Origin of the sequence: Sphingomonas melonis (assembly GCF_013409985.1) — a bacterium.
Classification (GTDB): domain Bacteria; phylum Pseudomonadota; class Alphaproteobacteria; order Sphingomonadales; family Sphingomonadaceae; genus Sphingomonas; species Sphingomonas melonis_A.
Map to the genome: position 1 here is coordinate 806,223 of NZ_JACCBY010000001.1, position 25,518 is coordinate 831,740.

At 61.8% G+C, this 25,518-nt stretch carries 20 protein-coding genes; 7 read left to right on the plus strand and 13 right to left on the minus strand.

The features are described from left to right. Positions 1-49: 49 nt before the first annotated feature. The 10 genes from HD841_RS04000 to HD841_RS04045 all read right to left on the minus strand — a co-directional run bounded on the left by HD841_RS04000 (position 50) and on the right by HD841_RS04045 (position 9,800). Positions 50-700, minus strand: coding sequence for a TadE/TadG family type IV pilus assembly protein (locus HD841_RS04000; protein WP_179507566.1), 651 nt, complete (start codon positions 698-700; stop codon positions 50-52). After that, complete coding sequence (locus tag HD841_RS04005; protein WP_179507567.1) at positions 697-1,293, minus strand: TadE/TadG family type IV pilus assembly protein; 597 nt, start codon at positions 1,291-1,293, stop codon at positions 697-699. The genes HD841_RS04000 and HD841_RS04005 overlap by 4 nt, the downstream gene beginning before the upstream one ends. Continuing rightward, positions 1,290-3,230, minus strand: coding sequence for a pilus assembly protein TadG-related protein (locus HD841_RS04010; protein WP_257015206.1), 1,941 nt, complete (start codon positions 3,228-3,230; stop codon positions 1,290-1,292). Before HD841_RS04010 ends, HD841_RS04005 begins: the two co-directional genes overlap by 4 nt. 583 nt (positions 3,231-3,813) lie before the next feature. Next, the gene (locus HD841_RS04015; protein ID WP_179507569.1) at positions 3,814-4,968 is read right to left on the minus strand and encodes an AMP-binding protein; all 1,155 of its coding nucleotides are present in this window, start codon (positions 4,966-4,968) and stop codon (positions 3,814-3,816) included. Positions 4,969-4,979: 11 nt separating this feature from the next. Beyond that, entirely contained in the window at positions 4,980-6,266 is a 1,287-nt protein-coding gene (locus HD841_RS04020) for a sensor domain-containing diguanylate cyclase (protein ID WP_179508089.1), read from the minus strand. Positions 6,267-6,271: 5 nt separating this feature from the next. Continuing rightward, positions 6,272-6,631, minus strand: coding sequence for a phosphonate transporter (locus tag HD841_RS04025; protein WP_179507570.1), 360 nt, complete (start codon positions 6,629-6,631; stop codon positions 6,272-6,274). Between the two features lie 498 nt (positions 6,632-7,129). Then, complete coding sequence (locus HD841_RS04030) at positions 7,130-7,903, minus strand: nucleotidyltransferase (RefSeq protein WP_179507571.1); 774 nt, start codon at positions 7,901-7,903, stop codon at positions 7,130-7,132. Next, positions 7,903-8,412 (minus strand): SLATT domain-containing protein, encoded by a 510-nt coding sequence (locus HD841_RS04035; RefSeq protein WP_179507572.1) that lies wholly within the window; start codon positions 8,410-8,412, stop codon positions 7,903-7,905. Before HD841_RS04035 ends, HD841_RS04030 begins: the two co-directional genes overlap by 1 nt. A 92-nt stretch (positions 8,413-8,504) precedes the next feature. After that, positions 8,505-9,095, minus strand: a complete 591-nt coding sequence (locus HD841_RS04040) for an SLATT domain-containing protein (protein WP_179507573.1) — start codon at positions 9,093-9,095, stop codon at positions 8,505-8,507. Positions 9,096-9,449: 354 nt separating this feature from the next. Next, complete coding sequence (locus HD841_RS04045; RefSeq protein ID WP_179507574.1) at positions 9,450-9,800, minus strand: hypothetical protein; 351 nt, start codon at positions 9,798-9,800, stop codon at positions 9,450-9,452. Between the two features lie 113 nt (positions 9,801-9,913). Between HD841_RS04045 and HD841_RS04050 the strand changes: the two genes are divergently transcribed. The 4 genes from HD841_RS04050 (at position 9,914) to HD841_RS04065 (ending at position 14,610) form a co-directional block, all read left to right on the plus strand. Continuing rightward, positions 9,914-12,451 carry an AAA family ATPase gene (locus HD841_RS04050; protein ID WP_179507575.1) on the plus strand — a complete coding sequence of 846 codons (2,538 nt, stop codon included), beginning with the start codon at positions 9,914-9,916 and terminating at the stop codon, positions 12,449-12,451. A gap of 142 nt (positions 12,452-12,593) precedes the next feature. Beyond that, the gene (locus HD841_RS04055; RefSeq protein WP_179507576.1) at positions 12,594-13,355 is read left to right on the plus strand and encodes a DNA/RNA non-specific endonuclease; all 762 of its coding nucleotides are present in this window, start codon (positions 12,594-12,596) and stop codon (positions 13,353-13,355) included. Continuing rightward, positions 13,352-14,242, plus strand: a complete 891-nt coding sequence (locus tag HD841_RS04060; RefSeq protein WP_179507577.1) for a hypothetical protein — start codon at positions 13,352-13,354, stop codon at positions 14,240-14,242. The genes HD841_RS04055 and HD841_RS04060 overlap by 4 nt, the downstream gene beginning before the upstream one ends. Further along, complete coding sequence (locus tag HD841_RS04065; protein WP_179507578.1) at positions 14,239-14,610, plus strand: hypothetical protein; 372 nt, start codon at positions 14,239-14,241, stop codon at positions 14,608-14,610. The genes HD841_RS04060 and HD841_RS04065 overlap by 4 nt, the downstream gene beginning before the upstream one ends. Positions 14,611-14,786: 176 nt before the next feature. Here HD841_RS04065 and HD841_RS04070 read toward each other — a convergent pair whose 3' ends face one another. Together HD841_RS04070 and HD841_RS04075 are read right to left on the minus strand one after the other, a co-directional pair. Next, positions 14,787-16,220 carry a phospholipase effector Tle1 domain-containing protein gene (locus tag HD841_RS04070; RefSeq protein WP_179507579.1) on the minus strand — a complete coding sequence of 478 codons (1,434 nt, stop codon included), beginning with the start codon at positions 16,218-16,220 and terminating at the stop codon, positions 14,787-14,789. A gap of 465 nt (positions 16,221-16,685) precedes the next feature. After that, positions 16,686-17,420, minus strand: coding sequence for a hypothetical protein (locus HD841_RS04075; RefSeq protein WP_179507580.1), 735 nt, complete (start codon positions 17,418-17,420; stop codon positions 16,686-16,688). Between the two features lie 74 nt (positions 17,421-17,494). Here HD841_RS04075 and HD841_RS04080 point away from each other — a divergent pair, with 74 nt between their 5' ends. Continuing rightward, a complete protein-coding gene (locus HD841_RS04080) occupies positions 17,495-18,319 on the plus strand; it encodes an RES family NAD+ phosphorylase (RefSeq protein WP_179507581.1) in 825 nt (274 codons plus the stop codon). 150 nt (positions 18,320-18,469) lie between these two features. Here HD841_RS04080 and HD841_RS04085 read toward each other — a convergent pair whose 3' ends face one another. Next, positions 18,470-22,267, minus strand: a complete 3,798-nt coding sequence (locus HD841_RS04085; protein WP_179507582.1) for an SIR2 family protein — start codon at positions 22,265-22,267, stop codon at positions 18,470-18,472. Positions 22,268-22,832: 565 nt separating this feature from the next. On the opposite strand from HD841_RS04085, the gene HD841_RS04090 reads away from it, so the two are divergent. Together HD841_RS04090 and HD841_RS20940 are read left to right on the plus strand one after the other, a co-directional pair. Next, positions 22,833-23,933, plus strand: a complete 1,101-nt coding sequence (locus HD841_RS04090) for a hypothetical protein (protein ID WP_179507583.1) — start codon at positions 22,833-22,835, stop codon at positions 23,931-23,933. A gap of 3 nt (positions 23,934-23,936) precedes the next feature. Continuing rightward, positions 23,937-25,448, plus strand: a complete 1,512-nt coding sequence (locus HD841_RS20940; protein WP_179507584.1) for an ImmA/IrrE family metallo-endopeptidase — start codon at positions 23,937-23,939, stop codon at positions 25,446-25,448. Positions 25,449-25,518 lie beyond the last annotated feature (70 nt).

Sequence of the window (25,518 nt, forward strand, 5' to 3'; positions counted from 1 at the left end):
GCTTGAACAAACGCCTTTTCTTAAGGGTCAACCGATCACTGAGCGTTAGTCAGCAGCTAGAGGCGGTGACCCCGTTGACCGGATTGACGCCTGGATCGGAGATGTCGCGATTGTCGCGCACCATCATCGCTGCAATCTCGTGCATCAACGGCGGGGGAGCAAACCGTGCAGAGATGATCGGCTGATACCGGTAGGCAATCTCGACGAACATGGCAGGAGCGCTTGATCCTGCCAGGATGCGGGCATTCGTGGGCCCCATGCCGGTGACAGTCAAATTGCCCTTACCGTCACCCTGCCTGCCATAGGTTGAGGGATAAGTAAGCATGCCGTAGCAGCGCTGCCAGTGAAGGTATTGACCGTGTGGCTGGTCGGTGTCGACCTCCAGGCTGGTAAGGATGACGCGCCCATTGCGCGCCAAATCAAGCGGGCCGCTTTGCAGTCCTGCGCCGACGAATAGATCATTGATTTGCTTCTCGTCTATCTCGGTCTGCACTGAATTCTGAGTTCCAATACGCGCCGCGTTATCGGATATCTGAAGCGCGAGCTGACTGATCTGTTGACGAACAATACAGTAATTGCCGAATTCAAGCAGCCACAGCGAGCCGATTATCAACAGCGGCAAGCACAGCGCGAATTCCATCAGCGCGACGCCACGCGTGTCCCGCCTGATGTGCTTTGCGAACGAAAAGGAAAAGGTCATGAGCAGTACCCCATGGGCGGATCGGCCTGCTGATCGTTCGGCTGGTTGCGAATAAGCGTTTTTGCCGTCAGCACCTTCTGCCGTGCCGAAGGGAGAAGGGCGGTCAGACCGAGGCGATTATAGCTCGCGGTAGCAACCAGCAGGACGACGTCACGCGCGCCGCCCCTGCCGCTTACCGATCCGTCTGCGTCCCAGGCGCCATTGCGATTGCTGTCGACGAAGGCCTCGCCGTGGTCGCAGCGACCGTCGTGATCAGCATCGTTATATTCTTCCGCCGGGTTCGCCGCGTTACTATAGTCATGGTAGCTCTTGGCGACGAGGCGGACATCTGCGCCCGGCATGATCTGATGGACCGCAGTAGTGACGCTCGCCGTGATTGCATCGACCCGAACCGATGAGCTCGCACCCTCCAGACTGAGGTCACGGGCAGCCTTCTGTAACGATCCGGTCAGCGCTGAGCGGACGTACATAGTGTGACACGTTTCAAGACCGCCGAGCAGCAGCAACAGCAGAACGGGCGTGACGATTGCGAACTCGACGAGGGTCGCCCCACGAGCCGATCGCGCCAGCCGCAAGCATAAGGATATCGTCACTTGGTCAGCCTCAATTGCGCGATCTTCGCCGCGATTTCAGCGAAGGTGTCGTTAAGCTGCTGGGTGTTGTTGGCTTGGAACGCTCGCCCCTGCGACGCACAGTTCTTGAGCAGCGGGGTGAGAGTGGTGCCAAAGGCAATGACCCAGACTGTGATGCCTTTCTGATTCTTGGCGATGCCGCAATATTTGGTCAGCCGGTCCTCGACGATCGTATTCTGGTCGCTATCGGTTGGTAGTGACCCGGCATTGGTGCGGCGCCGGTCGAGCGCCGACAGGCCGTAGGCGTCATAGTCCTGGATGTGCGATTCGGTATCGCCGTCGGTCATGAAGATGATGTTGCGGGCGATCGAACTGCCATCGGGCGCGGCGGTGTTCTCGCTGCCGAAGATGCCTTCCTTGGAGATCAGCCGTAGTCCCCAGAGGAAGCCGATGTCGTGGTAGGTATCGCCGCGAGTAAGCAACGCGTTCAAGTACGACTGCACCACACTGGCGGTTAGGCCCGCCTCCTTGCTCTGCAGCTTGCGCGCCGCGCTCGGGCAGGCGGCGCGACTGGTAGTATAGCTGGAGAGCTGTGTGTAGCCTGTCGTCGTGTTCACCGCATCGACGTTCCAACCCGTCGGCGCGCCGCTGTTATAGCTCGTGGTGGTGACCTGACGTGCGAAGACGAGCGCGGGGAGGAATGGGCGCCATTGCGTATCTGGGTTGGACGGGTCGGGGATGCTGTCGACATCCATGTCCCAGGCGGTGCCGGTCTCGTAGGGCCGCAGCGTTTTGCGTTCCTCGATACAGGCATTGGACGCGGTCCACGATACTTTCTGATCGCTGCCGACCATGGCGGAACCCGAAGGCGCGTTGACATTCGCCATCGACACGTTGGTCGCACCCGCCATCAATCCGGTGCTGGCCGATCCCTTGAAGGCTGCAACATTATAACTCACTGCGCGATACCAAAAGTAATTATAAGTCGTATAAATTGGCTGGTTGGCGTTCGGGTTATTTGAGACTGTCTGGGTTTGCTGCTGCTGTGTGCTGGGATAACTGTTCTTCGTGATCACGCATTGCCCGCTGCTGTTCACCGACGCGGAATAGGTATCACCCCCATAGGTCCTGTAGTTGGTCCGTGAGCGTGGGACCGCGGTAGCGGACGGGTCCCAAGCAGAGCTCGACGTGTTGGTGCTGGTGGCCGTGTTTGCCGGCGCGATGCAGTTCTCGGGGTCGCCGTAGCTGGTGCTTGTCGTGGGTGTTGAAGGCGACCAGGCCGAGTAGCTGGTCATCGTCGCTGGCTGCGTACCGGTTTGCACCTTTTCTTGGCGATCGAACTGGCGGGATTGATAGTTCCAGGTGTCGACCAGCCACTCGCGCCGTAAAAGTAAGCCGACGTTGACCGTATTTGAATAGGGCACAAAGCCATATCGGACCTGCGTCCCGGCGATCTTCGCCTGCTCCAGTGTGTTGTAGAAATTGAGGACGGCATTGCGCAGTCCTGTGATTTTGCTCGCCGAATCTCCGGGGTTTGGGTCGGTCATCGATCCGGTTGTATCGAGTACGAACATCACGTCCGTGTTCGGCAATTGCAGCTGCGCGTCGCACTTGCTAACGAGATTGACCTGCTTGAAGCCAAATATCTGCATGATTGCCATCGGAACCGAGGTCGACGCGGTCCCGTGGACGACAACATTTGCATCGACGCTGGGCTGCGGAAACTGCGTGTTAAACGATCCGTATCGCCCGGGAGAGAAGTTTGCGTTGAAATAGGCGAGCGCCGTTGGATACGTTGTCGGTATGACGTTCGTACCCTGCATAGATTTGCGATAGGCGAGCACACCCGCATCGCAGCCTTGCTGCATGCGCGTCTTGATTAGGTAGATGCGACTTAAATCCAGCGCGCCGCCGCCCATCGCCAGCAGCAAGGTTAAGCCGAGCGCTGACAGGATCATGACGTTACCGCGTTCATCCCGTGCGATACGATTGAGTAGGTGTGATGAGCGATTTGACATAGTGCTCCGCTGCTACCCGGCGATTTCTCGGTGTGGCTCAAAACGAGACTAACCCAGAATGGTTAATAATCAGGCCAAATCGGCATGAATTTTATCCCCTCTCAAGGCTGCGAGGCGCCAAAGAAATCTCTGTGTTACGTCGGTGTAGCAGCGGCTTGATCAGTGCCTTTCGAGCCGGAATCTGGTAAAAAACACTGCCACTAGATCTGTAGAGCATGGCATCAGTAGGCCTACGTGTCGGGGGAGAAGCGGCCGGTCCGCTTTCAGATAGCGATTCCGGAAGCTGCCGTCCGTTCAGACGCAGGGAAGGGGCTTCAAACGTCCGCGGGATGATGGAACGCTGACATTCCGCTAACGCGAACGCCAGCCTACATAGCCGACACTATGCCGAGCCGCTTCTACCAAAAAAGCGGTGAAACAGAAATAGTTGGCTGTTCTTAGAATGAGGCAAACAACCGAGTTCTGGGGGAACTCGCGATCGATGATCGAATTGTATGCCGCCGTAGGATAACGGGAGAGTGCTTCAAGACCAGTCCGCCAGTTTTCCCATCGGGGTGCGGGGCAGCGCCGCGCCATACGCGTAGCGCACCGGTCTCTCGGGCGCAGACATCAGCGCCGCTCTTTCCTGCAGCGATCGTTCAAGAGCCCGCGCATCAATGCCGTCGTCAGGTACTACGAAAGCTTTGAGCCGCGCATCGGCGCCCAGTCTTACTGAGGCATCAGCGACGCCCGGCACGGCGCGCAACATCTCCGCTACCCGCTGCGGCCAGACATTGTGCCCGCCGACCTGAACCGCCGCGTCGCGGCGCCCGACCGGGCGGAGCGCTCGCTCGCCGGTGCGGGTAACGCGATCGGGCAGCGGCCAGTGCTCGCCATGGCGGTCGATTACCGCGTCGTCGCCGACAGCCAGCCGCCAGCGCGGCAGCAACCGGTAGTCGGGGTCGGGCGCGACCCGCACCGCAACCGCGCTCAATTCCGACGCTCCGTACACGTCGAGGAGGCGCTCGATACCGACGTTTAGAACCGCCGCCTCGACATCCCCCGGAAGCGGCGCGCCGGAGCTGACGCCCCACACGTCCGCTGGCAGCGATCCGGCGAGCCGCGGCAGCACGCGCCACTGATCGGGCACCGCGACGACAAGGTCGCCGGGCAGGAGATCAAGCCGCGCACCGATCCGCCGCTCCACTACGGGCAGCGCCGCTACGGCGGGCAGCAGCGCGGTCCAGATCAGTCCGTAGAGGTGATCGGCGCACACCATGGCTACGACGCGGCGCCGTCCGGCCACCATCGAAGCAAAATAGGCGGCCTCATCCAGCAGGTCGGCGAGCACATGAGTACAGCGTTTGGGGCGTCCGGTCGAACCCGAAGTCGCGACGGTGATCGCCCCCCACGCGCCGCCCGGCGCGCGCGCGACCCAGGCAAGCAGATCGCTGATTTGCTCGGGCGGCTGCTCCGTCAGCGTGGCGGCATCGAGATCGAACATCTCTGCCAGCGCCGCAAGTATGCCGAAGAACGCCAGCGAATCGAGTCCCAGCCCGCCGTCGCCGAGCGGCATGTCCGTTGCCCAGCTGCCGGACGGCAAGGCGTCCTCGCGCCCGCCGCGCAGGCGCACGATCTCAGCGCGAACGACCGCCTGGACGATCCGCGCGATCGCGGCCGGATGAAGCTGCGTGGACACCGAGCGCCCGTTCACGCGGCGAGTGCGCGGGCGCCGCATACCCGGTCCCGCCCCTCGTGCTTGGCGGCGTAGAGACGCTCGTCGGCAAGCGCGATCAGCCGGTCGATATTGCCGTCTGCTTCGGCGAGCGTCGCGCAGCCCAGACTGGCGGTCGCCTTAAGGATCCCGCCAGCGACAGGAACAACGATGGCGGCGACTTCGCGGCGCATCGCTTCCGCCAACGCTTCGGCGGCGTCACCGTCGTGATCCGGCAGGAGCGCGGCGAACTCCTCACCGCCCAGGCGGGCGAACGTCGCGCCGCGCGGCATCAGTGCCATACAAACCTTCGCGACGGCGCAGAGCAATTCGTCGCCGACTGGGTGGCCGTAAGCATCGTTGACGCGCTTGAAATAATCGAGGTCAAGCATCACCAGCGCCGCCCCGCGCGCGGTGCTCTGCCACCCTGTGTGCATCCGGTCTAGGCACTGGCGGAAATGCATCCGGTTAGCCGCCCCGGTCAGGTGATCGCAGGTAAGCAGACGGCGAAGGTCTTCCGTCACCGCGCCGCGCCGCGGCACATCGCGCAGTACGACCGAGAAACCGTCTGGGCCGGCTCCCTCGGCGTCCTGACGGGCTACCACGAGCCGCTGGCACCAGTAACGCTCGCCCGACGCGCGACACTGCCATCCCTCGATCAGGTGCCACCCGTCACGCGCCGCCACCGCCAACTGGTCGTGGAGCGCGGCCGGATCAGCCCCGCCCTCGCAGCGTAGGATGTCGCCGAGGTCGCGCCCCATGACTTCGGCGCACGATCGCCCGGTCTGCTGTGCAAACGCCTCGTTCGCGGTGAGGATGAAACCCGCCGTGGACAAATTGACGACGGCATAGTCGTTGATCCGGTCGAGCAGGGTAGAGAACCACGCATCCGCCTGGCGCAGCCGCTGCTCCTGCGCCACCTGTGCGCTGATGTCCGCGATCGTCGCCATCAGCCGGTCTGGGCCGAGCTTTACGACTGAGCAGGCGAGCACCTTGGGTGCTGAACCCGCGCGGCCATTGCCCAGATCGACGGTGATCCGATGCCCGTCGCAGACGCGCCCGGTGTCGCGGGGATGATCCGCCACCATGGTGCGGATCTCGGGCGCGTGGCGCTCCAGGATCGAGAACAGGTTGTCGATGTCCCGCTCGCCGGCGAGCGGGAACAAATGCTGCATCGCGTGCGGATTGACCATTGCGATGCTGCCGACGGCATCACATTCCACCAGCCCCACCGGACACGCGTAGAGAAATTCTAGTAGCCGCTGCTCGCCCGAGTCTCCCATCGCCGTCACCGTTCGATCAGGACGTAGCGGTAGCGCGCCGCGGGACCCGCCAGCAGGCGCAACCGGACACGCGTCGGTCGCATTCTGAGCGTGAGCACGTAGGGAATGATCTCGTCGAGCGCTGTCTCATCCTCGAACCGCTGCGCGACCATGAAGTTGTTCATGCACTGACCGACCGCGTCGAAGAACGGCACCCCCATCACCGATGTCGGGTCGAGCCCCGACATCCGCGCCTCTGTCGCGTTGTAGATGTGAACAACCGTTGCGTCATCGAAGCCAACAACCCCGAACGGCAGTGCGTCGCGCGCCGCCTGCGGCATGCCCTCCAGCTGCGGCAACGCAATTGTCTCGAACTCGTCATCCATGGCTCACCCGTCGATGTTTGATCCGAAAATGACAGAATGGAATGAAGGAAGCGTGACCATGGCTAAGCTGGTCAGACGAGACTGATGGGCTATCTCAGGTGCGGGATAAGGTGTTTCGATCGAGACCGTGACGTGAAAGCGCACACAGGCTTGCCGCGGAAGTGCGGAGCTTCGAGTAGTCACGTATGTCCCGCTTCTTGTAACGCCGGAACGCTGGTTTTGGGTGGAAAGCGGCCCGGCCGTTTTCGGGCAGCACACATCGGTAAGGAGCCGTTCGTTCACGGTTTCTCAGTCGGCCGCCTAGCGCTCAATTGTGCTCATTCAGGCACCCGAGCCTATCCAGATAGCCGCCTGTCATCCATCTAGCTATGATCTAAATAATGGGTCAAAAGCACTTTGTCAGCTTCGGGCCAAGTAAAAATAGCAAAAGGGGCGTTCGCTAGTTCCAGAATCCGAGGATAAGTAGATGATCCTTCACGAAGAAAGCACGGGCGATGTTCATTCCGGTATGAGCTTCTTAATCTCGCTTTCGGCGGTGTAGGGCATGTTATCCCGCTCATACTCACGCACCTTCGCGACGATCTCCTTAGCGCGGTTAATGCGCTCATTCCGCCACTGCGCTGCTTGGTTGGCAGCGAGCTTGTCGAAAATCGAAAAAAGATAGTCTTTTTCATTAGACGCAAGATAGTAATATTGTTCAACTATCCACTTTTCAAAGGCGTAGCTGTCAAAGACATATCCGGCCTTTGCGTTCCAGAATTTGGCAAGGCGGATCGTTGGCTTGATAAGGCCGTACTCAGATTGATTTTTAGCGGTAAGCGCCGAATTAAAGTCATTAGGATTGGTGTTCTGCCAAGCCGATGCGCCGTCGGGAATTTTGTAAGCGCTGGTCCATGTGTCCGTCAGAGCCGGTACCAGATCAAATTTGATGTGATTGAGCTGCAAGACGATCGTCGGCGACGATTGCTTAATATCGGACGACGAATAATAAGCGTCAGCGAAGCGCCGGAGGCGATCGATGTATGTCTGCGGCGTGTAGCCGCCTTCGCTAAACACGATCATGTAATCGATATCGGAATGCTCATCCATGGCGCGGGGCAGGATGGTGCCGCGGGTCGACGATCCGAAGCGAAAGTGCTGCGTTAACGTAGAGCCGAAGTGGGAATTGAGGCGCGATGACAGGGTGCTGATCGACGTGTTAATCGAGGTCTGCTCGGTCGCGGACAGAACCGCACTGCTGGCTCGGTTCTGAAGGTAAGTGAGAACGGACATCAGGCGTCTTTCCTGTCAACGCGATGCGCGGCTTCGCCTTCGTCGATGCCTCTACGAGCAAGTTCGAAGTCGCGGCGCGCCGGCTGTGCGCTAGCTTGGTTGAGTTCGTTGCGGCGTTTGGTGATCTCGTCGAGGTTCGCGATCGCGGCTGCATCGTCGCAGGCGGCGTCGAGCTTAACTGTGCGCAACACGCGCGCATCGTTGCGGAGCGTAAGGTACTGGTCGCCACTCCCCTTGTGCGATGACGCCCGCTCCGAAGGTTTAAGGAAGGTCGATAAGGCAGTCAGAATTGCAACAATTGTCGACATAACTCCGGCGATCTCGGGTTGGTCTTTGAAAAAGGCCGTTCCCGCTAAAGCGCTGAGAATGACGGCAGGAACGCCAAGGAATAAATGGTATCGGCTCCACCGCACGCCGGCGTTGAATTGTGCTTTGCCAGAATGGATGCAGTCTTCCTCAATACGCTGAAGCTCATTTTGGATGGCGGTTCTAGTAGGCGTCTCGCTCATGCGTCATCCTGAACAACGGGCGTGGTCATTGGTGACCGCAAAAGCTCACCCCTGCAAGGCAGGCTTTCTGAGGTGGTGCCATTTTTTTAGAGCTATTTGCGGCTGAACAACCGCGCAATGAACCCCGGGGGGGACCTGCGCTGTTCACCCCTATATGACACCGAGCCCTCCTCACGCTGCCTGCGCGTGGCCCTCCACGCCCACTTAGGGATCTGTGGTGCGTCGCCGTTGATGTCATTGAGCCTAGCCCGGTAGCCCTGCACCGCCTTTACCGCTGCCTCGCAGAACGAGGTGTCCGGGAAATCCGTCTCCCAGTTGCGGCAGTTGCGCCACAGTGCGTTGAGGTTTTCCGCTGCCGTACGGTGGCGGATCGCCAGGTCACTGAGATTGAGAAAGGCAGTCATCCCGCTGAGGAGCGAAACCACTAGGCTGATGAATACGGGAATGTTGCGGATCAGCTCGCTGCCTACGCCCGCTGCCGGCAGGACGGTGCGGGTTTGGCTTGAAACGAGCCAGGCGAGTACGATCGAGAGCACGGTGGCGGGAAGACCGAGCGCGAGCTTGTGCACCCTCTCGTAGCGTCGCGCGGCCGCCCAGTGGCCGAGCTTAGAAGTCTCGGTGTCCTCCAGGTGGCGCTTGATCTCGTCGATCGCGGCGCGGAAGTGGTTCTCGTCATATATCACCCTGGCTTGTGCTCCGACCCGGACTGAAACGCAGCGCTCACGCGCGCGCAAGCGTCCGCTACCGTCCGCGCCTGCGCTTCGGTAACGCCGAAGGTCGCGTCCCACTCTGCCATCGTCGCCACGTGGTAGACGAAAGCCAGGTCAGCCGCGAGCTTGCCGCCAAGCGCTGTCATCCCCACGACCATTGCTTCACGTGTCCCATCGTATGCCACTCCGGCCGACCCGAGCCAGTCGAAAAGGGCGGCGCGTAGGGCCACCCAATCGAGTGCGACTGCTTTGGTCAACATGCCCGCCCGGCGTAAAACCAAAGCGGCTTCAGTCCAACCAGCCTCGCCCCCAGTTGCGCTCGGCACCCTAAAGCTCTCTGCCGTCGAGAAGGACGTTCCGGACGTACTGCGACACCGCGGACGAGCAGGACGATGCCTCGATTGGAAAGCACGTGTGCAGGACACCGGTCGCAACAGAGCGGTCTGCCAGTAAGCCAGCCATCGTCCTTACCGCCTCGAACCGGTCCGTGCCGTCTTGCACGATAATCGCGAGGTCGACGTCGCCCGGATCGACGCCGTGGACGGCCGAGCCATGGAGCAGTACCCGCGCCCCGCCCGGCACCGCACGACGAAGGTTAAGCGCGAGTTGGGCGAGCTCATCCCGCCATGATTTGCCCGACGCTACCTTTGCCGCGTTATCTTTATCGCGACGATCCATCTGCTGGACCTAGCACGTCCTATAAGCCGCATGGCAAGCCCCTCCGCTCGCATGTTCGCTTTTCGTTTTGAAAGCGGATACGATAGCGATCCGATAAAGCCGAGAGGTCGCCGATGCGTCTGGAAACCGTGTATGCCCGGTTCTACAAGTCGTTCAACTTCGACAGCGTTCGCAAATCGCATCCTGGAGCGAAGCCGGAAGCCTGGGATCTGATCGCCGGGGACTTCTACCCCTACGTCACGATCGCCATCGATCCGCGCATTACTGCCGTCGTCGGTGCAAATGAATCCGGCAAGAGCCACCTCCTCGGTGCTATTAAAAGCGCAATCACGGGTAACGACATCGAGCAACGCGATCTCTGCCGCTACTCCCCATTCTTTAGCGTCGAACGTGGAATGACGTCCTGGCCGCATCTCGGTCTGAAGTGGTCGTCCTTGAACGCGGAGGAGGTCGCATCACTGAGATCTGCGGCACCCGAGGCGCCCGCAGACTTTTCTACCTTCCACATGTTTCGTGAAGGTCCTGACGTGCTTCGCCTATTCTTTCCGCGGAAGAATGGCGCGCCGACGGAAGTTGGGTTAACTGGTGCGGCCGCTAGAAGCTTCGGTCGCGACTTCCTACCACTCCCGTTCGAGATCAAGGCCGGCGTGGGACTGCCGAACGCAGTTCCGCTGGCATGGCTACGTGACGAGATCGAACCCTCTTCTGCGCTTGCTACGAGGCGAGGTCGTGCGGCCCTGTTGGAGGCGGGTGCCTTCGTTCTCGACAACCTTCCTGCCGACGCGCAGCAGTTCGCCGGCATTGCTTCGACCTTGTTTCCCCGGATCAGTGGCTACCGCACTTCTCGCGGAGCAGCGGTCGCGGACGAGGACCCGAAGGCGCTCGGTCTCGCCCGCGACCTGCTCGTTAGGCTGGCACTGATCGACCCGGAGAGGCTCGCAGACCTGGCCAAAGCCATCGACGACGGGGACGACGGACATGCCAACGCTCTGGTCGCGAGGATCAACCACCAGTTGGCGCGTCACCTGAATTTTCCTAAATTCTGGGTGCAGGACCGCGATTTCGCAATCAAGGTGTCGCCGCGCGACGTTGACCTGGTGTTCACCATCCAGGACCGCACCGGCACGGAGTACACTTTTGCGGAGCGGAGCCACGGCCTCAAGTACTTCCTCTCCTACCTCATCCAGGCTCAGACGAGGGAGCCATCGGCTGACCGTGCTGAGATTCTGCTGATGGACGAACCTGACGCCTTCCTCTCAGCCGAGGCGCAGCAGGATCTGCTAAAGATATTCGATAACTTTGCCCATCCCGAGGGCGACACGCGGCCTGTCCAGGTCATCTACGTCACCCACTCGCCCTTCCTTCTCGATAAAAATCGCGCCGAGCGGATCCGCGTCCTTCAGAAGGGGCGGGCGAGCGAAGGCACCCGCGTCATCCGCAACGCATCACGTAACCACTACGAACCCCTTCGCTCGGCCTTCGGCGCGTTCGTGGGTGAGACCGCGTTCATTGGCTCCTGCAATCTCCTAGTGGAGGGAGCGGCCGACCAAGTCCTGCTCGCCGGCGCATCGCGTCTGATCCGCGCCGGAGCTAGTCCAGGCCGCGGTGACAGCCTCGACCTCAACCGGATCGTTATCGTTCCCTGCGGCTCCGCCGGGCAAATGCCCTACACCGTTTACCTCATACGTGGACGCGACACCGAGAAGCCGCCGGTCATCGCGCTGCTAGACGCCGACCCCGCGGGCCGAGACGCCGCGAAGGCACTGCGGGGAGGCGAGAAGCGGATCGGACGCCTTATCAAGCCTGAATACGTTTTGGACGTTGCGACTGCGGTCGAGCCCGATGTTAACGGACGTGTCCCGGTCGAGATCGAGGATCTCGTTCCGACCCCGCTGGCCGTTCGGGCGGCCAACGAGTATTTTCTCGAAATCGAGGAGTTTCGTGGCGAACGCCCTGCAGCCTTCACGATTCAGGAGCTTCCCTCGACGCTGTCCGCCGACGAGTCGGTATTCGATGCCTTGAACACGCTGGCGAAGGCACGTGGCAGGCACATAGACAAGATCGGTTTCGCGCGTGCGGTGATCGGGATCTGCGAGAAGGAGGGGGCTGAGGATATCGACGTGGCCGCTTTCCTTACCCGTATGCGGCCCTTGTTCCGCAAGCTGACGGAGACGCAGCGTGCGGCGGAACGCGACGCTTCAAAGGCACGGATATCCTCCCTCGTCGATCGCCTGCAGAGCAATTTCCGCCGGGACCATCCGGACGTCGCGACGACCGAGCAGGCCCTCCACCTTCTTGAGGACGTAGCAGACGTGTTGGATGATTCACGTGAAGCCGATGCCGTCAGGACCCGATTGCTGCAACTGCGGCGTGACTTCGCGCTAGATGACCACGAGACGCTGACGATCGATCGATATGACGTCTTCCTCGTCGAATTGGCTGGACTGAAGCACAGCTTCGAGCATGTTGAGGGGCAGCAGTCGGACGTGGTTGCTAAGAACGATATAGCGGCGCCCGAAACCAAAACCATCGCTAAGAAGGCTCGAACAGCAAGGAAGACGCAGGCAAATGAGGGGCAGATCCGAACACCGCGCGCGTCCACGCCCCGGCGCAAGGCTACTGATAAGAGCAAGCCTGGCATCGATAGCTGAGATCGGCCCTCCATTTGCCAGCGTTAAGGAGGATAAGCAGCCCAAAATCGCGCCAACGCACTTGCGAGCAAGGAACTCACTGGTCGGATTCCGAATGCAGTGGATAGCAACTGCTTTGCGCCCGGTCCCCCGGATCCGAGGATTGCTGGCGATCTGCCTGGCCACAGTTTCGGTGGCGGCTGCAGATACTGCGCATGGCGGAGCCGAACTCCACACCTTCCACTGCCTCTACGGCTGCCCGATCGGGGCTCCGGGCATTGATGATATCGTCGTACGCGAGATATACACGCTTGCGTCCAACGACCTGACTAAGATGGCGGACTGGGTTGCGTATCGCGTGACGCCCTCCTCCATCGGACCCTCCGGCGAGCGGAAGTGGTCCGCAGACCCGTGGCTGTCACCTGACGAGACGCTAGAACCCGCCGACTACGACGACGCATCGCGGGCGCTGGGGGTCGATCGCGGTCATCAGGCGCCGCTCGCCGGACAATCAGGTACGCCGTTCGCGAGCGATACCAACATCCTCTCCAACATTACGCCGCAGGGGTCCGGCCTGAACCAAGCGTCATGGCAGCGGCTCGAGGCTCAGGAAAACGAGCTCGCCCGGTTAGAAAATGTTGCCGTTTACGTGCTGACTGGTCCTCTGTTCGAGCGTACGATGCCCCCGTTGCCCAAGGCGGATGAGCGCCACAGAGTGCCCTCGGGCTACTGGAAGGTAATCGCGACGCAGGACGGCCGCATGGCGGCCTTCATCATGGACACCGCGGCGCCAAGGTCGCTCGATCACTGCAGCGCTCGAGTGTCACTGGACGTTGTCGAGTTGAGGTCGAGGCTCGGTCTCTTTCCCCGCTTAACGACGCGATCGTTCCGTGACCTATCGCCCGATTTGGGATGTAATTCGTGATCAGATTTCAATTACGACCGGGGCACGCCCTGACCCCATGCCTCTTTCTGTCGCTGACTGCCGGTGGATGCGCAACTGCACCCTCAGCCGATCTGACCGGCTTTGGTCGCGCTGCCTCGACGCTCCAAACGGAAGCCGCCACGACGTTCGCCGACGCTAACCGGCTGACCCGCTCGGTCGAGGTTGACCGCTTCGTCCGCTCCGGAGCGATCGCCCTGTCCGAGCGCCGCTTCCCGGCGGCCGTTCCGCCCGAAGTCGGCGTCAAGTGGCGCGGTGCGCTTGGCGATCTTGCACGCTACGGTAACCTGCTGGCGACGCTCAGTGGTCGCGGACGCGGTGGCGTACAGACTGAGGCCTTCCGCGAGCTGGGCGTCCAACTCAATGCGGGGCCGACCGCGGCGGATCTCGACCCCGGCGTATCCGCCGGCTTTGCGGCCTTGGCGGGCGCTCTGGTCGATCTGCGGGCTCAGGCCAGCACGCGTGACATTCTGCGCCGGACAGACCCGGACGTCCGCGCGCTCCTGACGGCAATGGCGAACGCCATCGGGCGGAACGACCTGGAAGGTCTGCGGGGTACTGTAGCGTCAAGCTGGACCACGGCGCTCTCCGTCTATCAACGTACATACGCTGTAGCCGCCACGGAGAAGGCCGATGCACGTCAGAGGCAGATTGTAGCCGACTATCTTACCGGTATCGATAGGCGCGACGCGCAGCTGGCGGCACTTGCCGGTCTGCGCGCATCGCTGCTCGGTCTCGCGGACGCGCACACTGCAGCCGCCAACGGATCGAAGCGGCCGTTTGATGAGATGCTTAAGGACGTGAACGAGCGGCTGAACCGGACCGAGGCCACCTACCGGGCGATCGACAAGGCAGGAGACGTGAAATGAGCGACGTTGACACCTTACCGGTTCGTCCCGGCGACAATCCTGAGCTGCAGGCAATGCACCGAGATCTTGTGGCGCTAGTCCGTCGGCTGGAGGAGTCGATTGACACTGCCCCGGACGCGGCGACAATCGCCGCGATAACTGAGCAGATGGCTGAGGTGAACGCACGCGTGACATCGACCGGCCGGGTGCTTCTGGCCGCACAAACCGAGGAGATAGCCCGCCACGCCAAGGCAGTTTCCAACGCGATTCCGGCGATCACAAAAGAGATCGAGGGTCTCCAAGACTGCGAGCGCATGATTAGGAGCTTTTCCGCTCTGCTTGGGACCGTCGACGAGGCGGTGCGCGTCGCAACACTTGCCTGCGGATGACGGCCTCCCAACGGACCTGATCTCGCTCTGCAGGGAGCGAATTCCCCATACTCCGGCTAGTACGTAGTCCTGAAGCCATCAATGTGAAATGGTGCCGCAGCCCGGTGTACGCGCAGGCTCGCCAGCCGTTATCGGTACAGCATCTATTCGATTGAGGCTTGGTCGGACCACTTATCTTAAATACCTTCCTGCCCCAAGATCGCTCTCAGCTTCGTGTGAAGCTTCAGTTGCTCGGGTCGATAAGCCTTTACCTCGTCGACAATGGGAACCGGACCAGCATCGATGCGGCGATATACGCTCTCATGCAATTCGCCGTTCTCGAAAACGTATCGAGGCTTCTTTTTCCACTGCCAGCCAAGCGCCTTCACCATATATCGCTCTTCATGCTGCAGGCCGCGGTGATCTCCGAAGGTCTGGAGCTCCCGGTCGTTAATTAAAATCTCGGGGACGCAATCCCGCAGTTCCTCGACCATCCATGCGAGCGCAATGTCGCTCAGCCGGGACTCGCTTTCCGTATAGCTTCCACCAATGTCGCTGTGGCAGCCGGCGAACCATACCTGCTTCAACCATCTCGGCTTCTGGTCCGCCCTACGGGCGGGTGTGACCTTCGGACCCCACTCGACGCGCGGGAAACTCGCGCGCTCCTCGTCAATCGCCATCGCATGGCGCGCGTAGGCCACCTCTCCAGAAAGGAATCTGTCGTAATTCTTGTTATGCCAAAACGCCCAATTCGTAGAACGCTTGCTCAGGTTCCTGTTGGGTACCTTACGAAGATCAATTCCAAGTTCCTTGCAGACCGGTGAATACCTCTTCCGCAGGATGGTCGCCAAGTACAGGAGCCATCCAAGGGTAAGCGACACTGATGCGATACTCAGCAACTTGAATATCCAATGGAAATGGAGCGTGAACGAAGCGGCGGTGAGCAGGCCGGCCGACAGAAGAATGGCACCGAAGATCGACTTGAGACTGCTACTGCCCAGCGCCGCAACCGTGTCGAACACACCGATAAAATGCGGTTCCACATTACCCCGGGGGGCAGCCGGATCTTCATTCTGCGAAGATCCATAGCGAAGGCGGAACCGGCGTCCGAGTTCCTCTCTCTGATCGAAGTAGGGCTGCGCGTTGCGACGCTTTCCCGCCCCGTGGTTGTAAACCTTCTGAACCGCTTCATACGCAACGGCTCGGACGGTCGCACCGTACTTGGGCATGGGCCGTCCGTCGGGCAGCCGGGTGGGAACCCCACAAAGGTTCAGTACGGATGCGAGTGCCCGAACGGTATAGGCGCCCCTCGAGAAACCGAAAAGGCAGATTCGGTCTCCAACTTCGTAGGCGGCAATGATCGCCTCGTAGCAGTCGATAATATTCGTATCGATACCGGTGCCGACTGTCGCCTCTAGAAACTGCTTTGTTCTTTTAAAGGTCCAGCCGCTAACCTCGCCCTTCCCAAGTCCGGGATCGTAGAATGCGACTTGCTGCCGCGGATCGATGAATGAAGCTGGGCCTGGTCGCAATGCCCTGTAAAGCTTATACACGTTTGACAGCTTCTGATCAGGCCTGATGCCCCCAATCTGACCGGTTCCATCGGAGAAAATTAGGATATTCTTTGCCAACGCCTTCGCCTCCGAGACTGCGATCCGACCTTTTGGGTCTTCTAGCAGGGGACAGTCCTCGAAAGTAGGGTCAGCTCGCACCTTCGAAGGAGGTTAGTTCGCTGGGTTTACCGGACGACCGGTTTCGAGAAGCGCGACGTCGCCGCTGAAGAGCCGGATCTGCGTCTGCCCTCGGCCGGTCGGCCGCGGCAGCTCACGACCAACTTAAGCCGTTCCACGGCAGGCGCGTGAATGGCCGCTCCTGCCGGAACCCGCCATTCCTATCCCTTTGATCGGTCCGGCAGCAGCGCGCCTTAATTCCGGTCATAGCTCGCCGACTTGGCGCAACCCGGAAGCGGACATCCGAAAAGTTCGCTGACAGCCTACATATAGCGGCGATCACTTGGTCAGCCCTCGACGAAGGCGAGCAGGTCGGCGTGCCAATGCCGACGGCGCGACCGAGGTCGCTAGCCTCGGACGCAGGGGCTAGCGGTGGCTCACGCTGCCCATCGCGTAGCCCGAGCCGAACGATCCACGCGCGGCCTCGGCGGCGTCGGCCGACTTCATGAAGAGGTCTAGATTGAGCGGGTGGCGGTGGATCTCTTCCGAGAACTTCGCGTCGGCGGCGGCCTCCGCCTCGATCGAGGCGGTGATCTCTGCCAACTTCTCGTAGTAGACCGCACGCATAAGGCTCAACGCGGTCTCAATCTGCTGGCGGGCGCGCCGGACGAGGTTTCGATCCACGGTCTGCCGCCTGGTCACCACGCCGACCTTTGCTTCCGCCCCGCTGAACTGGAGGATGACTAGCTCGGCCTGCCATTCGCCGCCGTAGCTTCCGCCGGAGCCGAAATGGGCAATCGCGCTGTCGCGCAGATCGCTCAGCTCCTTGTGGACGATCTTCTCCTCGTCGCCGAAGCGGGTTCGCAGATCGAAGCCGCCTCGTTCCTTCGACTCTGTCTTGGTTGCACGGACGTAGAGCACGAGCGCGTTGTTGAGCAGCGCAGACTCCGTGATGAGCTTGCGGTGGTCGTCGGGATCGGCCGGAACGGTCAGCTCCGCCTCCAGCGCATCGATGCTCTCCATTGCCATCACGAGATCGGTCGACAGCGAATGGAGGTCGCGTGCGCGCCGGATCTGGTTCGCGAGCGGGAGGAGCCGCTTCTCGGCGAAGAGGCGATCAGCGAAGGCGGAGAGGTTGTAGGTCGGGTCCGGAGCGGTCATCGCTCGAATTTAGGAGCGGGCGGGCGCACTTCAAATACAAGGCGCTGGTACGACGCGAGGATCGGGAGATGGGCATGGCGGACCGCGAGAATAGGGCTGCGGAGTTCGCGCGGTGGGACAGCTTCTCGCGCTTCGCGCGGCACGTCCGGTTCACTGGCCGCTACGTCTGGGGCGACGAGGAAAGGGCCTTTTTGGAGACGGTGCTCGCCACGAGCCACGACCGGGACGCGCACTTCAAGAAGGGGCGGACCTTTTACCGCGCGCAGCTCGGCGTCGATTTCCTCGACCAGAAGGACGAGGACGGCAACTGGACGGGCGAGGAGACTGCCGGATTCGGAGCCAAGCGGATGAAGCCCCTCACAGATCGCGCCCGTGAGGGACGAGCGAACCCTACCGGCATACCTGCGCTGTACGTGGGCACCACCGTCGAGACGGCGATATCGGAGGTGAGGCCCTGGATCGGCGCAGACGTCTCGCTTGCCTGGTGCCGGATGCTGAGGCCTATTCGGGCGCTCGACCTCACGAAGGGCCACGGCAGGACCTCGTTCGCCGGACCAGTGTTCCGGCATGTTATGGGCGGCCCGAATCTGACGGCGGCAGAAAAGGAGGAGGCGGTCTGGATCGACATCGACAACGCCTTTTCGGAACCAGTCACGTCGACCGACGACCGCGCCGACTATGCGTCGACCCAGATACTGGCCGAGCTGTTCCGGAGCGAGGGATACGACGCGATCGGCTACAAGAGTCACTTCGGCGACGACGGAGAGAAGCGCGGATTCAACATAGCAATCTTCGATCCCGACGCCGTCGAGATCGTCGCCTGCGCGCCTTACCGAGTGGAGTCCATCAAGGTCGAGGCCAAGCAGAACGGAAACGCTTGGTCCAAGGCCCGCGACTAGGTGGCCGCGTACCGGCGAGAAACACCGTGGCGCTGGCGCCATCGGCGATTTCGGAGCTCATGGCGACGTCGAGCTGCCCGGTGATCCGCTTACAGCCGTGTTTCCGTTGGAGATTGGCCGCGTCGGGCGTCTCTCGTGGCGCTGGGATAGCTACCTGTTCTGCTCGCGCCGGGAGAGCTCGGCCAGCCTTGTATCATCTCGGACGACTTCTTGCGCTTTGAGCGCGTCGAGCGTTCGACGTGTCTCGTATGGCCAGAGCCATGCATCTTCGGGAAGGACCTTCCACAAGAGGTCGAGCAGCTCGCGCGGATGCTGGGAGGCGATCCCTTCTTCCAGGTCGATAAAGTGGCCCATCCGCACAGACGATCCCGCGACCGCATCAAGGAGTGGGAGAATCACCTTGACGATTTCGACGAACCTCTCCGGCATGGCCAATGCCATGTCGACCAGCCGGCCGGAAGTCTGCGGCGTCCGGACCGACCTCTGCCGTGGCCACACGCGTTCGAGGAAGGGAAGGATCCGGTCGCCCCATTTCGAGCCGGGCTCGTTCGACCACCGCTGAAGATACCACAGCATCTGGGTCCGCAGTTCGTCGTCGCCGTGAATCAGCACCTCGCGCAGTTCCACATCAGGGATGAGCGCGTCCTCTCCGGCGGGGTCGTCGCTGCCGGCCCAGCCTGCGAGCAGCATTCCGGCGAGCTTGTTGGCGTGGTCCCGGCGCTTTGAACCCGATCTCGCCAGCGCGATGAAGGCAGGCTTGAGGCAAGTGTAGAGCGGGAGCTGCGGCGTCCGAGCCGCCCAGAAATACCCTCCCCAGAAGGCTTGGGCGTCGGCATCGTCTCCGTCAGCGACGGCCAGCAATCGGCTTTCGGTCCAGTCCGAGTCGATGAAGTAGAGCCAGTTCGAGTGCGGCGCCGTCATGGCGATCGCGTGCCGACGCGCGTCGCCGGGGAGCGCAAGGAGCTGATCGAGCCGGGCCTTCCACTCGGTGGGCAGCCCCTTGTCTGAATTGAAGTCTACCTTCGACGCATCCTTGAAGAGGGCGTCGACCATGCGGCCGGCTGGCTGGTTGAGACCGTCATCGACCCATCCGGCGTCCGCCCGTTTGAACCGGTCCTTCGGCGGGTGGGCCGCCAATGCGGCTACGAGCAAGTCCCACACTGCCTGGAACACGTCGGGAAGGTTGGTCAGCAGCCAGGTGGCGCGGTCGCGGATCCACTCGCTGATGGGATGCCGCAGCTCCGCGACCTTCTCGGTCCCGAGCTTGGCGAGCCGCACCGCGATGGCGGTCAGTAGGCGTTGGTTGGGTTCGCACTTGGCGGTTTCATGAAGGAGAGCGGCCCATTCCCGCGCCGGAAACTCACCTTTGCGTGCGGCGTCGGTTAGTACCGCCAGCGCGAATGCGGGACGCCTTTCGGCCAGGCCGGAGAAGGGCCGGTGGTCGATGAAGGTCTCGAAGTCGCGGCCTGAGGCTTCGCGCACTGCGGCCAGCACCTCTCCGACCGGGAGCCCCTCCAGCGGAGTGGGGTCGGTGTCGGTCGGAATGCGGCGGACTTTGCCTACGTTCGGCTGCGCCGTGCGATCCGCGAACTTGGTCTCCCAATCGGGATCGTCCTTGCGCAGTTTAGTCATCTCGGCTTCTAGGTCGAAGCCGAATTTTACGCCTTGACCGCTCAGCCACTGAAGGCGGTTAAGACGGTAGTGGGCTGCGATCCTAGCGAGATCGTCGCGGGACTCCGGCCAGGGAAACGAGCCCGTCAGCAGGCGGCGCTCTAGATCCTGTCGACTATTCGCATCCAATTCCGCCCATCTGTCGCGCAATGCATACAGCAGGTCCCGTTCCTGCTGATTGGTCCAGAACGACTCGTCGTCCAGAGACAGAAAAACCTCTGCGGCCTCATCCGCATCGAGGATCGCGGGCTCGCCAGCCGCCCAGATCCGGAGGCGTTCGAAGACCGGATTCGAACCGGCCGGCCAGCGGCCGAACTCCTCCCTCGCCGCCGCGCGGTCGGCCTCTGCCAGGCGGACCATCATGTTTACGAATGTCGCGAGGAGGCCAGTCAGTTGGAAACCGTCCTCGTCAGGTCGCTCACCATCGTCCGCCCGCGTGGTGTCGAAGTATATCCGATCATGTCCGCCGATCTCTCTTTCGAGGACGATAGCGTGCTCGATCTGGGCTCGAAGGAGCTGGAGCGCATAGCCGAGATGCTCCGGCGGAATGACGAGCGGCTCGTGCGGTCGCGGATACTTCACGTCCGGTCGAAGGACGTTCTTGATCGTCCCTTCCTCTTTGCCCGGAGGCAGTCGGGCGAGGATCGGCGGCTCGACGGTCACCAGCGGACGATACATGTCGATCGTCGACCTGACCGTCGCCGTCGACCAGCCTGACTGGGCGACCACCGCCTCGATGTCGTAGCGCTGGCGGTTGGGGTCTACCGGGTCGGTGCGCCACGCGGCGATGAGCAGGCGCCATGCCTCGCGGATGCTCGCCGGAAAGCGATCCTGCTGCTGGCGCAGCGACCATTCGAGATGCGACACGACGTCCGGATGCAGACCGTGCTGGTGCGTTGCCCACCAGACTGCAGCCGGCTCGTGGGCGACGCGGACCAGATACGCTCCCAGATGCCACAGGCGGGTTGGCAGCTTCGATGGCCGGCCGGCATCCGGGCCCCGCAGCCGACCCGTCGCGTCCGGTGCCAGCCGCTCGCGATCGGCTTCGGTAGCGGCAAGCAGATCCCAAGCGTCCGCCGGAGCCTCGCGGCTGGAGAACCTGTCGTCGGGATCGGTCGGCGGTGGTGGTCGATCCGAGTCGAGACCTAGTGAGTCGAAAGGATCGACGCGCTCGCTTCCCTCAACGTAAGGGTCGCGCGGGCCGGGAGGCGCGTAGCGCCTCTTCGGATCGAAGACGCAGAGCCATTCCGCCGGAAGAGGCGTTCCCTTGTCCGCCAGCCGCCGGGCACCGTCACGCGTCGCCGCGAGGTGGGCGACGATCCCCCGCTCGTGGGGCTGGAGGGTGGCCGGGCCGGCGGCAGCCATAGCGATGACGCTCTCCTGCCAGGCGTCCACGTCGCGCGCTCGGTCCGCCCATGCCCGCAAGGTCTCCCAGAGCGCGAAGTGGCCGTTGGCGCTGTCGTATGGGATGGGCTGCACGCCCTTGTGCTTCCATTGCGCGGCGGCCTGGTCGACGCTGCCTGACTGGAAGGCGTAGAGGTCGTCGGGCCTGTCCTCCTCCCGGCTGAGCGCCTCGAGAAGATACTGGACCGGCGGATCGTCCGCCGAATACCCGACGAACACGATCTTGAAGCGCTGCAGCAGCGTCTGGATGTAACGGGTTGCCCAGCCATCCGCGAGGTACGCCCGGCCGAAGTCGGCGCTCGAAAGAACGAACTCGTCGTCGCAGGCGCGGCTATACTGTGCATCTACGCGGCCATGGATGTGGATGACGCCCCTGAAGTCCGTAGGGCGCCGAGGATCGGGCAGATGCGGCGGATTGAACGAGCCGATCCCGGAGTCGCAATCCTCGAACAGCCGGTCGAAGTTGGTGGTGATCAGCCTGACTACGCCCGCCGGATCGCGTGACAGGTCGAGCAGGGTACGATGGGCGCCGAGCCCATACCCCTGAGGAGGGACCAGCGCCTTGGCCACAGCCTGGCGCACCTCTTCGGGGTAGAACTCCTGCTCTAGCAGACCGAAGATCCGGTCGGTGGCGACGACGCCGGTCAGGCCGGTCGCCTTCTCGAAGTCCTGGCTCGCCGAGAACAGTCGTCTGGCCGGGCTGTCGAGGGCGGAGCCCAGAGAGGAGAGCACCCGGCCAGCGAGGCTGGGAAAATTCGGCAGGTGTGCCTCAGCTTGTGAGACGCCCGCTCCGCAGAAGAACAGGACCTGTCCAGCGTCACGCGCGGTCAGCAGTTCGTCGGGTAGTTCCGGACCGTCGGCGATAAACCTCATCGCCGCATACTAGGCGTCGAACGTGCGGCGCGGGAAGTCCGGCATTTTGAAATTTTGACTTCAGTGATGCCGATACGGTCTATTGTGAACAGGCCATTAGCTCTTGCTAAACGATGTCGGCATTCGCGTTAGGTCACCGGACAAACGCTGACCGTAAAAGGCTCACGCCAGCCCCTCCCGGCCTAATCGGAAAGCCATACCTCGAATGCCTGCTTCGCGAATATCTCGTCCAAGAGCTGCCGGTCTGGAAGCGGCTATGTGCTGGTAATTCGCCGCCGGTGCGATCACGCGCGAACGTCCGATCTTAACGAAGGCCGCCGTTCGCGAAGGCCATCTGGAATGACCGGTAAGTCCCAGATTGCGCCATTCCACGGTTGCCGGTCGAGACGTCGACCGGACATGAACGAATGTCTGAAGTTGAGAGGTGGGAATGGGATCCCGAACGTCTGCAACTGGGTCTTCCTGCGGCGAAGCCCTTGTACAGACGACCCGGGGGTCGAACGCATGTTCCGCGTGCGCGAGATGCATGGTATAGTGCAGCTACGACAGGACATGGAGAAGCCACATGACTTTGCTCAGGGCTGCAATCATCGTCGCTTTACTGACGCCCACACCCAGCCTTGCCCAGAAGAAGCAGGACGTTTCGAAGGCTCTCGAGAACACATTGCCCAAGGGCTGGGAGTGCCTGCAGGGCCCGAACGCGCTTGATCGCCCCGGACGTGTCTTCTACCTCGACCGAAATGGCATTCGTTTCGAGCTCACGGATGTCAGCGACAAGATAAACGCCCAAGGCGGCGAGCTGTCGGCCGTGTCCGCGGGTTCGAGCGGACGGGTGAGTGCGGGCCTACTGGCAAAGCTCCTCGGCCTTGGAGGCCTCCTGTCGGTGTCTGCGTCCAAGAACTACGCGACGTCCGTCACGCTGACCGAGCGACAGGAGTTCAGGACTGACGAGGCCTATGCCCGCGCCGCGCTTCGCACGATTGATCCCGGCCTGATTGATGAAGCCAACCGCTACTTTGTCATCCGCAACACCCAAGTCGCGAAGCACATGCAACTAACCGTCGATCGATCGGCGGCTGCAGCTTTCGGCGGTGAAGTACCATTCACCAAGGCCCTTACGGTCTCGGGTGCGGCGCCGCCCGCATCAAGCTCCCCGTCCACTGCGATGCCGAAAGCGGGTGACGCGAAAGCAGGAGATGCGGCTTCGGCCCCGGCCCCCAGCTCGCCACCGCCATCAGTAAAGGCTACGAACGGCGGCAAGATTGCGGGGGGCACCACCTCGCAACCGTCCACTCCGTCGAACAGCCTTCCCGTGACCGGATCGGCGGGGCTTACGCTGGGTGGTGGCAAACCGGCCTCCGGCACGGCGAACGTCTCGCTCGGCAACGCGTCTAAGCCGGCGGCTAGCGGCGTTCCCGCGAGTGCCGGCGCATCTGCGCAACCGAGCTCGGCATCGTTGTCCACGCTGCCGCCAATCCTTTCGGCGCAGAGCGCCCGATCATTCACGATCGACCAGAACTTTACTCAGCCGCTGACCGTCTGCTTCCTCGCGCAACGGTTTACATTGAAAAATGTGGCCGGCGGGGTTGGCGGCGCGATCCGGGAGGCGAAGCTTGAGGATGAGTTCTGGACGCCAAGCGAAGGTGGAGCGACGATCGGGGGATAGCGCGTGCGCAGAACCGCCCTCGGCTTGCTTGCGGCGCTGACTGCAACGGCTGTGAGTGCGCAGATGAGCTTACAGCGCGCGCTTCCCAACGCGGTGGAGGTCGTCCGAGACGCCGACGATTTCCGATTGATCGCGAACCTCTTTCCCCAAGCAGGAGCGAAATTTAATCCCGAGGTAGAGCGCGTCATGGCTCCCGACCAGGTGACATCCGGACAATTCTATCTATCGGACGAACTCGACGTTCAGAAAGCGGTGCTCGAGAAAAGTTGGCCGTCGGTAGCTGCTGCATTGACCGTTCTCAAGGTGACGCCGCTACAGGCTACAAGCGTGAATCGGGCGAAGCTGACGTTCGAGGACCAGCAACTCGCTTGGTCAACCGCTATCTCACCAGAGGAAATCCGGCTCGGCGCGCGATTTTTGCGCGGCCTCGTAATCGGATCGCTCCGGGAAGCCGCAAACGGGGATGCCGGCTTTAGCCAGTCGCTGGCATCGTTTCTCGGGATATCGTCAACCCGATCCATTGACGATCCAGAACTTGAGCGTCGCGCCCGTCTCTATTTCGCGGCTGCACGGAACGGTGTAGCGGGCATGCGCTACGAAGATGATTTCGATGAACATTTTCGTAGATCGGTGGCGCTGCTCGAAAGCTTGCGGGTGAAGGGCGGCGAGACGGCCATATTCGTGGAAATGGAGACGCGGCTGACGGCTGCCGCGGACGGAGGGGAGATCTCCGGCGCGGACGGCATGGCTATGTTCGATGTATTCATGCGACTGAACTCGCATTTCCGGCCGGCGCTTTCATTCGTGTTCTCGCACGAGCTCGGGCACATCGCGCTTGGGCATGTGCCCTTTCCCGCAACCCTGACCTGCGAAGAGAAGCGGCAACGCGAGCACGATGCGGACGCCTTCGCAATCGCCCTGCTGATCTATGACATTCCTGGCGACACGGAGGTCGAGGAAAAGAGTCTCTTCGCCATCGGCGTCGGCGAACGGCCCGACGGCGACGACGAACGTCTTGCCTACGGCTATGAGCACGCCATCCGTTACGGCTTCGCGCGAGGAGGGCTGACAAATGCGTTCGATCCAACGTGCAGCTACCCAGGTGCCAACGAGCGGGTTCACCAGCTGGATCAATGGCGCTCCACGCTCATCGCGCGCCGCCTGCCCGCCTATGAAGCTTCGCTCAGGAGTTTTCAAAAGGCGCCGCCGTATGTTTACGTCGGGGACATTGACGACAGCATTGCACCGGCGGACCGTGCGCCGATGACGCGTCGGCTCTACGCCTCATGCCGGGCAGGCTTGCCGGCCGCTGAACTCGCGATCAGGAAGCTGGATGATCTCCCGTTTGGCTACGTCGTCGCGTGTCCCAATCGCCCGCCTGCAGATCTCGCAAGCGAGGAATTTCGTCTTCGTCTGGGAAGCGACACGGGCGCCCGGCTGCTATCCGAATATGAAAAACATGTTCCTAATCTCATGAGCGATGCGGTACTAAAGCTTCTGCAGCCGAACCCCTAATCACGCTCGTCACGGATGCTCAAACCCGGCGGTCGCCAACGTATAGCGATATCGAAGCTGAGTAATTCGC